Source organism: Bacillota bacterium LX-D, assembly GCA_031628995.1.
Taxonomy (GTDB): domain Bacteria; phylum Bacillota; class DUOV01; order DUOV01; family Zhaonellaceae; genus JAVLUO01.
This window is the reverse complement of sequence record JAVLUO010000006.1, coordinates 100939-113799: the sequence shown is the minus strand read 5'-3', so window position 1 is coordinate 113799 and position 12861 is coordinate 100939. Positions and strand designations below refer to the sequence as shown.

The window sequence follows — 12861 nt, the reverse complement described above, 5'->3', positions numbered from 1 at the left end:
TTCACTCCACCTCAAATTTATAACCAACACCCCATACTGTTTTTATATACTTTTCTGTCTTATCCATCAGTTTTTCTCGTAGTTTTTTAATATGGGTATCAACAGTTCTTTGGTCACCATAGTATTCATAATCCCAGACGTTTTCTGTAATTTGTTCCCGAGACAAAACTTTACCCGAATTTTTAGCTAGATAAACCAACAGATCAAATTCTTTTGGTGACAAGTTCAGCTTTTTAGCACCCAGTTTTACTTCCCTGCCTTCTATATCTATTGTTATGTCACCATAGGTTTGTTTACCTGCTGCTTCCAAAGTAGACTCTGTTCTTTTCAAAATAGCTTTGACTCTGGCTAACAACTCCCTTGGGCTAAAGGGTTTTACAATATAGTCGTCGGCCCCGCTCTCAAATCCCAATAAGCGTTCATGCTCCTCGCCACGGGCCGTAAGAAAAACCACAGGTTTGTCGGAAATACGCCTGATTTCCTTACATAAGGTAAATCCATCCATATTTGGCATCATAACGTCAATAATAAATAAACTGAATGGGGTACCTTTATCAAGTTCCTGCAAAGCCTGTAATCCGTCCTCAGCGGTAACCACTTGATAATTTTCTTTAGTCAAATATAAGGAAATCAATTCCCTCATTTTGGGTTCATCGTCAACTACCAGAATATTTTTTCTAGTCATATTGCTATTCTACCTCATATCTTTCACCAGGTATAGTTGGAGTTGTCATTATTATTTTTCAAATATGTCTTTAATAATGCGCCCCTAACTATTTTACTTCTTTACTTCGGTTCTTTGATTAGAAAATTTCACAAATTGATCACATTTCCAATAAAGTTTCTTCACATCTTTTTGTTATAGTACAAGTACATTATGAAAACTATAGAAAGGTGGTCGATTAAATGAATATGACACACTACATGGGGCTTCTAGCCGAAAACCAACCTTGGAACTTGATTATTTTCATGGCAATTCCGGTTATTCTGGCAGAAACGATTACTATTACAGAATTTATTATTATTTTTAACAGAATTAAAAGTGGCCCCATTAAAACTATTAGCAAAATAGCAGGGATTTTTGATGGATTCTACTTTACCGGCATTTTTATCTATTTAATGCAAACTGCCGTTATTCCCCTAACTGCTACAGGAGGATGGAATACCTGGGTTGATGTAGTAGCTGTAGGTTTTTATCTTAGCGGTGTCTTATTCCTTCTTCCCATAGCCTTGATGGAATTGGGTTTAATCTTTAAGAATAAGACCTTTGAAGAAAAGTTGAAAATTCACTTTACCCTGGTAGGCGGCTTCCTGGTAGTTGCTCATATCGCTATGATTTTTGGTATGGTTGACCCCATGATTATTACGTCCCCTCATATGCCAGGGATGCATCATATGTAACTATCTTTAAAATGAGCAGAGGAACGCCGTAGTAATGCTAATCTAAGTTCTAACAATGATTTAAATCAACAGCAGTAAAAAAAGGCGGTTAATTTAACCGCCTTTTTTATTTGTCATCCAAAATAAGTTGCTTTTTTCTTTCCCCCTAATATGCAGCAGCACTATAATTCTCTATCCACTTCTTAAAAACTACTCAACTTTTAAAGATAGCATACGTATTAAGTCACAAAAATAGGAATTATTTTTTAAGCTGTGCAATACTATTATCCTAAAAGTAAGGGGGTGAGAACTATGGGTAAAGTACAACTTGTTCTTAAAGTTTCAGGAAAAGATTGTAATATGAATGTTTATAAATGTGAAAATGATCCCAATAATCTTGTTTTTGACATGTATCCCAGTGACCCAGACGAAAACTATTGCGGCGGTACTATTGAAACATACCAAAGATTTTTTTGAAAAACTTAAATCTTTGTTTGAGATGAATAAATAAAGGTAAAAAGCTTTCGATTGGCATTTGGTTTTTGATGCAACCTATGCACATTCACATAGTACTTCTTTTAGTGTTTTACCTCCGGGAGTTGTCTGCTTACTTTTTTTACCAACACTTTTATTGTTTCCTAAACTAACTCCGGGTAGTAAACTCAACAGTGTAATCTCTTGACGGTATGGACTTAGACATTGATTTATTTCGTTTTCAACATCTAAAATGGTTTTTTCTAAATATATCAAATGATCCATGAAAAACGTTTATAGTTAAAAATCTAATTATATCTTTATTTTTTAACTTTAACAATATTATTTAGTAAAAAAACCTGCCTCTTCACCGACTGCAGGTTTTTCTTTGCTTTATTTCTTATTTCTCGTTTTTCTCAGCACTTTGTTTCTCCATTAAACGCCCAGCTTTACGGGCTGCTTCCCGCAAGAGAAATTCAATATGTCCGTTGACACTGCGCAATTCATCAGCTGCCCATTGTTCTAAAATGCTATAGAGTTTAGGATCAATTCGTAAAGGAAAATTTTTTCTTGCCGCCATGGGAATTCCTTAATACAAACTTCCTGTGTTTAATACCGGTTGAGCAGCTCGGTCGGATACAATGGCAACCATTAAATTATTGATCATCGCAACTTTCCGTTCTTCATCCAGCTCAACTACTCCTTCTTGTTCCAGCTTAGCAATTGCCATTTGAGCCATACCCACAGCTCCTTCAACAATTTTTTGCCGAGCCGAAATAATCGCCGATGCTTGTTGACGCTGCAGCATAGCGCTGGCGATTTCCGTAGCATAAGCTAAATGGGTCAAACGGGTTTCCATTACTTCAACTCCCGCTACCTGCAATCTGTCTTGCAGTTCCGCTGCTAACCCGGCTTCTTCTGCAATTTTAGCCTGTTACGGAGTCGTCACATCCATGATGACTCTACCTTTCAACATCTCTGCCAAACCTGTCTTTAGTTTCTATTTTCCTCTTTCTGTCTGGCTCATCATGGCCTCCGTCTTTTGTATAGGTTAATTTTCTTGGAATAAAGCCGTACTTAAATATCTTTCTCCGGTGTCAGGCAGTACTACAACAATCAGTTTCCCTTCGTTCTCCGGACGTTTGGCCACTTCCAAGGCTGCATAAGTGGCCGCTCCGGAAGAAATACCGACCAAGATGCCTTCTTCTTTGGCAAGTATCCGCCCGGTTTCAAAGGCCTGTTCATTGGTTACCTTAAAAAATTCATCCACAATGCCTAAATTCAAAACCTTGGGAACAAAACCGGCTCCAATTCCCTGGATCTTATGCGGGCCCGGCTTCCCTCCGGAAAGAACCGGAGAATCATTGGGTTCCACAGCGATCACTTTCAAGTCAGGTTTCCGGGATTTTATTATCTCACCAATCCCGGTGATGGTTCCGCCTGTTCCGACACCGCCAATAATGATATCTATTTTCCCGTCGGTATCGGCCCATATTTCTTCCGCTGTTGTTTTCCGGTGGATTTCCGGGTTGGCTGGATTCTCAAATTGCTGGGGAATAAAGGAATTAGGAATCTCGTCGGCCAGTTCCGAAGCTTTTTTGATGGCACCTTTCATCCCTTCAGCCCCTGGGGTTAAAACAAGCTCCGCTCCATAGGCTTTAAGCAGGTTGCGCCTTTCAATGCTCATGGTATCGGGCATGGTGAGAATCAGCCGGTATCCCCTGGCAGCCGTTACAAAAGCCAAACCGATTCCGGTATTGCCGCTGGTCGGTTCAATAATTACGGAATCCTTATTGATCAGACCTTGTTCCTCTGCCGCTTTGATCATACTCAGGGCAATTCTGTCTTTGACGCTCCCCCCCGGGTTAAAAGATTCCAGCTTAACAACGATATCCGCCTTTAATCCTGCTGAAACTTTTTTTAATCTCACCAAGGGAGTCCCGCCGATCAGATCTGTCAGATCTTCATAAATTTTTCCCATAGGAAATGCCTCCTTTTTAAAACCTATAATGTCTATAGTTTTAGTAAAATTTAAGAAAATAATAGTTTTGTTTTTAAGATTTGTCAATAGTTAATATTTAATATTTTTTTGTTAGTATTTTTTTGTATTATACAGCTGCTTATTCTCGGCTTCGACAGTATGTAGGCACAAGAAGTACCTCAAACCCTTGCTGCATAAGGACTAGAGCACCTGTGGATAATTTGGAGTGTGTCTGCGGTTTTTGCCCCCTCCGAAGGGAAATATCCCATATTTTCTGGGGTTCGGGAAGTTGAAGCAATGAAAGAATTCTTTTTTGAGCATCGGTTAATTCAGTTCTTTGTAACATCTTGCCATCAATTGATTCGTATTCTATTAAATGCAAATCTTCTAGTTCTGAACGCAGTGTAGGCCAGGTTTGCTTAGTGTTTACTTCGGCCAGTCTAACATGTAACAGCGCTTCCCCGTTCCTTGTAAGCCAGCAAAATATCTGTCAACTCGGCTGCGAGCAACGGGTCTAGGTCATTAGTGGGTTCGTCGGCCAGGATAAGGGAAGGTTCGAGCAGTAAAGCCCGGGCCGCCGCTACTCTGCGGATTTGGCCAAACTCAGTTCCTGGGGCTTATGGTAAAGTTTCTCCCCAAGTCCAAATTCCTTTAATAACTTTCCGGCCTGCTCTTCCAGCCCTTGAAACAATCCCTGCCTCAAAACTGCTACAAAAAGCAGCAGGGCGATACCCACGGATACTGCTAAAATCGTTGCCAGACTTTGGGCTTTGCGGTGAAGCAAGGATCTAACTATCAGCCTGATCATCAGAAACTCCACGTTTTAACTTTCTGGAACTAAACCAAAGAGTAAAAGCCCCTAAAACAATGAGAACAATACCGGCAATCACGGTCCAGAAATACGTTCCATGGCAAGGGAAATCCGCAGGGCCGCAAATACCGATCACCCAGGACTGGGGGATAGCAAGTATGACCAGTGCGGACAATATGATTGCAGCTCCACCGAAAATTCTGGCCTGTTTTTCCCGGACCAAAAACAGGATTACCGATTCAGCCGCCCCCAACAGAGCAATCGCCTTGACAGCCAGAAAGGCATAAAAGCAGCGCATAGGCACAGACTCTCCGGAAGCGGTTTGAATCTGCATCTGGCAAACGGGAACAATGCTCGGTAAGAAAAATATGAATAAAAAAATAACAAAAGCAGCAACCCCCAGCCCCTTAAAAATTTTGTTCTGTTTGGTACTTTTTAAATTTTTTAGTTCTGAAATAATTATCTCCTTCTTTCCTCTATTTTTATTTCAGCTTGCGGTGCAAATAATTGAGGTAATCCATTTTGGTAATCAGGCCGTAAAATTGCTCTTCCTTTTTCACAATAACCAAGTATCTTTTTTTAAGATTTCCGCAACTTTGCCTAAGTCGTCATCAAGAGATACGGACACCACATTTTTAGCCATATAATTCCCGATGGTTTTTTTGAAATTCTGTTCATCGTTTTCCACGGCGGTTAAAATATCCCATTCATCAATAATACCAACAACTTTATTGTCCTGAAGTACGGGTATTTGGGAAATATCATAGAGCCGCATTTTGGAGTGGGCATTCAACAGCGTATCTTCGGGGTTTACACTGATAACGCTTCTTTCGGAATATTTCCTTGTTACCAAAGCCTCAAGGTTCCCCTGATCTTTTTTGGGAATAAAACCCTGATCGATCATCCAAAAATCATTAAACATTTTGGTAAGATATTTATTGCCGCTGTCACAAACAAAGGTCACAATGTTTTTCGGTTCATTTTGCTCCTTGGCATATTGAACCGCTGCGCTCAACATCGTTCCGGTGGAAGAACCGGCCAGGATCCCTTCCCGCCGCAATAAGGTTCTAACCGCCTCGAAGCTTTCTAAATCACTGACTGTGTAGGCTCTTTTGATCAAAGAGCAATCAAATTGCGGAGGTACAAAATCTTCGCCAATTCCTTCCACCAACCAACTGCCAGCTCGAGGAATCTGATCCTGGTTCACATAGTCAGCCAGTACCGAACCCCGGGGATCAGCCAGAATTATTTCCAAGTCCGGTTTCACTTTTTGAAAATAATTGGTTAGTCCTTTCAATGTCCCGGCCGAACCGACCCCGACAACAATCGCATCCACCTCATGTCCTGTTTGTCCCCAGATTTCCGGAGCCGTTGTCCTTTCATGGGCCAGCGGATTTGCCGGATTGTCAAATTGGTTGACATAGAAGGAATGCGGGATTTTCTGGGACAACCGCCGGGCATAGTCCTGATAATATTCCGGATGCCCTTTTTCTACATCGGACCGGGTGATAACAATTTCTACCCCCATCGCTTTTAAATGATTAATTTTTTCAATGCTCATTTTGTCCGGAATTACTAGAATAAGCTTATAACCTTTGGTAATCGCCGCCAGGGCCAGTCCCAGTCCGGTATTGCCTGCTGTGGCTTCGATTAACGTATCTCCGGGCTGAATCTTGCCATCTTTTTCAGCCTGCTCAACCATGGCCAGACCGATGCGATCCTTAATCGAGCCCCCGGGGTTCTGGGATTCCAGCTTGAGAAACAAGCGGCAAACACCGACATCAAAGCACGTCACTTCCACTAAAGGGGTATTGCCGATCAGATCAATCGTTTTTTTTGCTGATACCATTTCCTTCACCCTTTATAGAAAACTTAACTGGCGCAAGCTTTTAGCGCCTATTTTTTCTCGCTGCTGTTAATGCTTTGGTCAAATCATCGGTGAGGTCCTCTTTGTTCTCCAGCCCTACCGATAACCGGACCAGATTGTCTTCGATTCCAACCTGCCGGCGTATTTCGGCCGGAATCGCTGCATGGGTCATACTAGCAGGGTGGCAGATTAGGGACTCCACCCCTCCCAAGCTTTCTCCAAAAATGATCAAATCCAGGTTTTCAAAAAATCTGGAAAGTTCATATTCCTCGGAAAGAAGAAAAGAGATGATTGCACCCGGACCTGACGCCTGTTTCTGCTGAATAGCATACCCGCTGCTGTCCGGAAATCCTGGATAGAATACTTTTTTAATTCCCGGCTGACCACGGAGAAATTCTGCGAGATACCGGGCATTTTCCAAATGCCGATCCATTCTGACCCCCAATGTTTTGATTCCCCGGATCAACAGCCAGGAATCGAATGGTTCCAGGATGCCGCCCGTGGCGTTCTGGATAAAGTGAAGTCTTTCCGCGAGTTCCGCACTGTTCACCACCGCTAAACCTGCCACCAGATCGCTGTGCCCACCCAGATATTTGGTGGCGCTATGGACCACTATGTCCGCTCCCAACCCCAAAGGTCTTTGCAAATAAGGGGTCATAAAGGTATTGTCCACGATGGTCAGCACTCCCCGCGCTTTGGCTAGGGCCGCCACTCCGGCAATATCGGTGACGGTTAAAAGGGGATTGGCCGGACTCTCCAGCAAAACGGCCGCCGCCTTATCAGCAAAAGCTTTTTCCAAAAGATCTAGGTCCGTCGTATCGACTATCTCGTAGCTCAGCCCGAATTGTTTCAACACTTTATCTAAAATGCGAAAGGTTCCGCCATAGACATTGTTGGAGATGACAATTTTTTCTCCACTTTGAAACAACAGCAGAACAGCGGTGAGCGCTGCCATACCTGAAGCAAAGGCAAACCCGTGCGTCCCCCCTTCCAGTTCGGCAATAAGCTTCTCCAAGGCTTCCCTGGTCGGATTGCCGGTGCGCGAGTATTCATATTCCGGGGACTGCCCAAAAGCTTTTTGCCTGTACGTTGAGGTCTGGTAAATGGGAACGCTGACAGCCCCTGTCCTGGGATCCCCATCAATCCCTCCGTGGATCAAGCGGGTTTCGATGCGCTCCTTCTGTGGCCTTTGTGGTTTTTGCTCTTTTTTGATTGTCATACGTTAAACGCTCCTTATGATTAACTGCTTTTTTTATCTTGTTTTACTTTTAATCCTTCTTCCATTGACTCTTTATTCATTTGACTCTTTCTCCGTTTCCAGAATTTTACCCGCAAGCAGCTTTTTCAGGACACTTTCCAGCGGATATGGGGCTTCAAAGACCCTTAAGCCAATAGAATTTAGATAGGCAGCTGCCCCATAGCCGATCCGGCTGACAAAAACCCCTTCACAATCAGCCAAAAGCCCGGCGATGTTTTCCCAAACACCGGTACTGTGCCCTTTCCCGCCGGGAACAGGCTGAATGTTTCTTGTTTCCACCAGGAGATAGCGGTCTTCAAAAAGATCGACGATCTGAAAATTGCGCGCCTGAGCAAAATGCTGATCAATCACTTTTCCGTTTGAGCTGGCCAGGGCAATCCGGTGCGGCATATTTTTTCCTCCTTTACTTTTCTATCTGATTCTGTCTGATTTTATCAGGAAGCTAATACCCATCCCGACTTCCGCTCCGCAAATTTTCTTCCGCCATTACCGGTAGGTGTGGAGCACCCGGTCATAGATATCTTCTATTACTCTTAAACCGCCGTTGTAGCCGGCATAACCGCAGTTTAGAATGAGGCGGTAAGTCACCGGAACACTGACCGGCAGCAAATCGCCCTTGATATCATTGGCCAGGTCTCTTTCCCATCCGCTGCCGAGGATAAGTGACCGGTTTTTCGGTGCGTCCCGTCGGATTTCTTCCTGGATTTGACCACCGTCGATTGCAAATGTTACGTCTGCGGAGCGCAGCTCGGATATATGCCGGAACTGTTCCCGGATATTATCCCGGTATTTTTCCGGGGTATCATCGACAATATACTGTTTTGCCGGCAGGATGCCAAGCTCATTTAACAGGTATTTAGCAAACCCGATGGCATAAGTTGCATCAAGAATAGTATAGAAAGACCTGGGCAAACCGTAACGGAATTCCAACATGAAATCAGCAGTTCGTTCCAGATAGGAATAGAACTTTTCTTCTTCAGCTGCTATAAAGGATTCCACTTTGGCCGGGTCTAGCCTGCCAAAAGCCGCTATCTCCCTAAGAAACCTGGATGTCTCCACGCCGCCGATCGGCAGATAAGGGAAATGAAAGAACGGAGTTCCGTACTTTTCCTGAAGATGCTGAACGATTTCCAGTCCCGGCCAGGCGGAAATCAAAATATTAAACTCGGCCCGGGGAATGGTCAGCCATTCCTGGACACCTTGCGACTCGTTCCCGAATAAAATATTGACTTTAAGCCCGATGCCTTCCAAAATTCTTTTTATTTCGTAGAGATTGCCGTTCCAATAATGGTCCTGATAAGGAATGGTCGCAAAAACATTGACAAGTCCCGCTATTTTCTCTTCTTTCCGTTGGGCAAATTTATCCACATACTGGTCGATGATTGCCTTCACGACGACATCATGGCTGACATAGTTATTGCTTTTAAACCCTCCGGTCTCGGCATAAACAATTGCTTTCCCCTGTTCCTGATATTCCCGGGTGAGCTGACCGATGTCATCCCCGACAATATCGGACGTGCAGCCGGTGAGCACCACATATAAATCGGCATCGATGACCTTGAAAGCGCCGTCAATTACCCCACGCAGTTTATCCACCCCGCCGAAAACAATTTCGCTCTCGCTGCAATTGGTGCAGGGAATGGTGCTGCCCCCCGCATACCCTTCCCCCTGGCCAATCAGACTGCAGATTTTGACGCTGCAGCCAGGCCCGGAATGCACCACCGGGACCGCCCTTTTTATCGCGATAACCGTTTGTTGGGCCCCTAAGGCGCAGGAGTACCTGGGCTGTTCAATAAAGTTGGACATGGGCATTTCCTCCCAAAAAAGCATAGGGGTTCTGTTCGAGCCACCATTTGGTATAAGGCATGGTGCTGTGTTTAGCCAGGTTTGTCACAAATTCTTTGTTGTCCATAGTTTCCAAAATCCTTTCCGCATATTTCAAAATTCCCTGGTAGCCAAACCCGAAATGCTCATCCCCAATTAGCAGCGTAGGAATGCCCAGCTTAGCTCCCCAAAGCGTCATGCCCCCGTGGCGGGCAATCATAATATCCGGCCGGACCCTGTTCAAGATATTGACCAGTTCATAGGCCTGTTTATTGCAGACGTTATAGTTGGGAATATCCCCGTAAGTCCGCACGGCATGGGCCAGCATATCCGACTGGGGATCGCCGTTGTCATAGAGGGGGTCATGGTGGAAGATAGCAGCCCCCTGTACCTCCAAACCCAGTTCCCTCAGCAGTGCAATCAAGGCATGGCCGTGGGCGGCTCCGGCCGTCACATAGCAAGTCTTGCCTTTCAGTTTGCTCCGGTACTCTTCCAGTTTGGGCAGGATTCCGGCTTTTTCCGTACGGATAATTTCTTCTGCTTCGCTTTCCTTGTCCAGGACTTTGCCCAATTCTCTCAGCCAGGCATCGGTCGCTGCTATCCCGTAAGCCGGCGGAGCTTTGATTTCCGGAACACCGTAGACCTGTTCCAGCGCTGCTCCGAGATAACTTCCCAGCGTCGGGCAGACTTGAATGGTGGCCGCCGCCTCGGAAATTCGTTCCAACTGGGCAATGGTAGAAAACGGGACGATATAATTAGCCTCATAGCCTAATTGCTTCAGCAACCCGTCAAAAATATCGCTTCCCCAGAAGTTAATAATATTGACTTTGTTTGTCTTTTTCCGGGGCGGCTTTACAATCCTCCGGACAATGGAATGATAGGCCGAATCAAATCCGGTCGTCCAGATTTTAGACTTAAACCCCTCACAGAAACAGGCCACCACCGGAATCCCCAGTTCTTCCGTTAATAGATCAGTCACACTCTCCACATCATCCCCGATAATGCCGGAAGCACAGGAAGTCGTGACGAAAATAGCGTTGGGTTTCACCCGTTGGTAGACAGCCCGGATAGTCTGTTCCAATTTTTCAGCCGCACCGTAAATCGTATCCTTCTCTTCAATATTGGTATTGAAATAGCGGCCGATCACCGGCGGCAGGTTGCGTTTCATTTGTTCCACCCGGTATGTGAAATTAAAGCCGAAGAAATCCCCGGCACAACCCACAGGGGCATGATTGATGACGGCCGCATCCTGAATCATAGCCAGCTGGCAAAACGCATTCCCTGAACTGCAGCCCATGCATTGGCTGAAAGAGCGCGAGTTGTCTCTTAAGTTTCCGGCTTGGGCACACTGAACCAGTTGTGCCGCTGTTCCTTCAAAACCGGTAATCGAGCCAAGGCGTATTTCCCGGATCGTGACTTCCGCTGCTTTTAAATTAATGTCACTCATCAAATCCCTCCTCTACTCTACACAAAAATCTTTATAAATAGTATTCCGGTGACTTTTTCTCGCCTGCAAATTGGAGAATTTTAAGAATCTTGGACCGGATCTGAATAAAGTCGGCATCGCTGCGATCTCTTGGTCTGCCAATCTCCACATTCACAATTTGAACAATTTTTCCGGGCCTGGGCGTCATAACCACGATCTGATCACTCAAGTACACCGCTTCATCAACATCATGGGTCACCAGAATCATCGTGGTGTTTCTTTCGAGCCACAATCTTAATAATTCATCCTGAAGATTCATCCTGGTAAAAGCATCCAAAGCACCCAACGGTTCATCAAGCAGCAATACTCTCGGGTGATTAATCAAAGCCCTGGCCAGGGAAGCTCTTTGCGCCATTCCGCCTGAAACCTGATGGGGATAAGATTCTTCAAATCCTTTTAAACCTACAAGCTCGATAAATTCCCTGATCTCCTCTGTTGAATACCTATAAATTCCCCGGGCTTTCGGTCCGCAGGCAATATTTTCTTCAATCGTCATCCACGGAAACAGGTTGGCTTGCTGAAAGACCAGACCCCGTTCATAATGGGTCCCTTTCACCAACTCGCCGTCCAAATAAATTTGGCCGTTTTGGGGCTCATCCAGCCCGGCAATCAGCCGCAGCAAGGTTGTTTTGCCACACCCGGAAGGACCGATAAAGGAGATAAATTGTCCGGGGCGGATATCCAAATTGACATCTTTCAAAGCCTCAATTTCATTCCCGTGGGCATCCACGTAAACTCTGTCCACATTCTTGATCATAATGTAGCCCCTGGTTGCATCGTTCATTTCAACAACCCCTTCTGCCAGATTAAAAGCCGGTCCCTTATTTTAAAGAACAGAGCCATCAACAAAGAGAAAACAACAGCCATAATGATGATGGAAGCGTATACTTTGGCATAATTGGACCAGCCTTTGGCCCAGTTGATATACCAGCCCAGACCGGCCTTAGCCCCAATCATTTCGGAAACGACCAGCGTGGTAAACGCCAAGGCCGTGGCCATATAAACCCCGGTGATGATGGAAGGCATGGCCCCCGGGATCCCTACTTTAAAAATAAGGAATTTTTCACCGGCTCCCAGCGTTTTGGCCGCTTCGAAGTAACTGTTGGGAATATTGGCGATCCCGGTGCTGGTCATAAACGCTACAGGAAACCAGACGCTGATTACAATCAGCGCAATGCTGGCATAGAAGCTTGAGGGAAAAATAATCATTACAATGGGTATCCAGGCAGTTGCCGGAATCACCCCAATAATCTTAATTCCCGGGAAAAGCCAGTAATGCCATTTTTTGTACCATCCCATCAATACTCCCGTGATGAGGCCGAGCAATAAGCCAATAACAAAACCGATCACCAGGAGCCTGATAGAGTACCCCGTACTCAGCAGCAGCGTCGCAGCATCTTCCACCATCACCTGAATAATTTGCGCCAGGCTTGGGAAAAAAGGCAAGGGGAGCAAATTGAATTTTTCAGTCAGCAGGTCCCAAAGGATAAAAGCAACACCGAGAGCGCAATAAAACTGGGCGCTGTATTGAATTTTTCTTTTCACGTTATTATTAGAAAAAGAAACAATGATTTGAACAAGGAAAATAAGAAGGAATATCCCCAGGACGACACGGTAAGGAAACAAATCGACCATATGCTTTGACGGTATAACCAAGTTGACCAGCAGTGCACCGGCAAATAAGACAATCTGTAAAATGTTCCAGGAATACTCTCTAACTGTCCCTTGAGGAAAACGAATTGATTTTTGATCTTGAAGCTTGCTCACTGTACACTTCCTT

Annotated in this window: 15 protein-coding genes and 1 pseudogene; 2 read left to right on the top strand and 14 right to left on the bottom strand. The window is 44.8% G+C overall.

Annotated elements, in window-relative coordinates; translation table 11 throughout:
• Position 1: 1 nt before the first annotated feature.
• The gene (locus tag RDV78_07050; protein MDS1030239.1) at positions 2–685 is read right to left on the bottom strand and encodes a response regulator transcription factor; all 684 of its coding nucleotides are present in this window, start codon (positions 683–685) and stop codon (positions 2–4) included.
• Positions 686–906: 221 nt separating this feature from the next.
• On the opposite strand from RDV78_07050, the gene RDV78_07045 reads away from it, so the two are divergent.
• Positions 907–1401, top strand: a complete 495-nt coding sequence (locus tag RDV78_07045; GenBank protein ID MDS1030238.1) for a permease — start codon at positions 907–909, stop codon at positions 1399–1401.
• Between the two features lie 291 nt (positions 1402–1692).
• Positions 1693–1857: a hypothetical protein gene (locus RDV78_07040; protein ID MDS1030237.1), complete on the top strand. Its 165-nt coding sequence runs from the start codon at positions 1693–1695 to the stop codon at positions 1855–1857.
• A 75-nt stretch (positions 1858–1932) separates the two neighbouring features.
• Here the strand turns inward: RDV78_07040 and RDV78_07035 are convergent, their stop codons facing one another.
• The 13 genes and pseudogenes from RDV78_07035 to RDV78_06975 form a co-directional block, all read right to left on the bottom strand.
• Positions 1933–2139 carry a hypothetical protein gene (locus RDV78_07035; protein MDS1030236.1) on the bottom strand — a complete coding sequence of 69 codons (207 nt, stop codon included), beginning with the start codon at positions 2137–2139 and terminating at the stop codon, positions 1933–1935.
• Between the two features lie 115 nt (positions 2140–2254).
• Positions 2255–2434 (bottom strand): toxin-antitoxin system HicB family antitoxin, encoded by a 180-nt coding sequence (locus tag RDV78_07030; GenBank protein MDS1030235.1) that lies wholly within the window; start codon positions 2432–2434, stop codon positions 2255–2257.
• A gap of 9 nt (positions 2435–2443) precedes the next feature.
• Positions 2444–2782 (bottom strand): annotated as a pseudogene (locus tag RDV78_07025) (SPFH domain-containing protein).
• Between the two features lie 123 nt (positions 2783–2905).
• Positions 2906–3835 (bottom strand): cysteine synthase A, encoded by a 930-nt coding sequence (gene cysK / locus RDV78_07020; protein MDS1030234.1) that lies wholly within the window; start codon positions 3833–3835, stop codon positions 2906–2908.
• 580 nt (positions 3836–4415) lie between these two features.
• Complete coding sequence (locus tag RDV78_07015) at positions 4416–4643, bottom strand: hypothetical protein (GenBank protein MDS1030233.1); 228 nt, start codon at positions 4641–4643, stop codon at positions 4416–4418.
• Positions 4624–5016, bottom strand: a complete 393-nt coding sequence (locus RDV78_07010) for a DUF4418 family protein (protein MDS1030232.1) — start codon at positions 5014–5016, stop codon at positions 4624–4626. The genes RDV78_07015 and RDV78_07010 overlap by 20 nt, the downstream gene beginning before the upstream one ends.
• 186 nt (positions 5017–5202) lie before the next feature.
• Positions 5203–6495, bottom strand: coding sequence for a pyridoxal-phosphate dependent enzyme (locus RDV78_07005; GenBank protein MDS1030231.1), 1293 nt, complete (start codon positions 6493–6495; stop codon positions 5203–5205).
• Between the two features lie 40 nt (positions 6496–6535).
• Positions 6536–7732: a PLP-dependent aspartate aminotransferase family protein gene (locus RDV78_07000; protein ID MDS1030230.1), complete on the bottom strand. Its 1197-nt coding sequence runs from the start codon at positions 7730–7732 to the stop codon at positions 6536–6538.
• Positions 7733–7804: 72 nt separating this feature from the next.
• Positions 7805–8161 (bottom strand): NifB/NifX family molybdenum-iron cluster-binding protein, encoded by a 357-nt coding sequence (locus tag RDV78_06995; GenBank protein ID MDS1030229.1) that lies wholly within the window; start codon positions 8159–8161, stop codon positions 7805–7807.
• A 96-nt stretch (positions 8162–8257) separates the two neighbouring features.
• On the bottom strand, positions 8258–9577 hold the full coding sequence (locus RDV78_06990; protein MDS1030228.1) for a nitrogenase component 1: 1320 nt from the start codon (positions 9575–9577) through the stop codon (positions 8258–8260).
• Positions 9561–11042 carry a nitrogenase component 1 gene (locus tag RDV78_06985; protein ID MDS1030227.1) on the bottom strand — a complete coding sequence of 494 codons (1482 nt, stop codon included), beginning with the start codon at positions 11040–11042 and terminating at the stop codon, positions 9561–9563. Before RDV78_06985 ends, RDV78_06990 begins: the two co-directional genes overlap by 17 nt.
• A gap of 31 nt (positions 11043–11073) precedes the next feature.
• Complete coding sequence (locus RDV78_06980) at positions 11074–11838, bottom strand: ABC transporter ATP-binding protein (protein MDS1030226.1); 765 nt, start codon at positions 11836–11838, stop codon at positions 11074–11076.
• 23 nt (positions 11839–11861) lie between these two features.
• On the bottom strand, positions 11862–12848 hold the full coding sequence (locus tag RDV78_06975; GenBank protein ID MDS1030225.1) for an ABC transporter permease: 987 nt from the start codon (positions 12846–12848) through the stop codon (positions 11862–11864).
• Positions 12849–12861 lie beyond the last annotated feature (13 nt).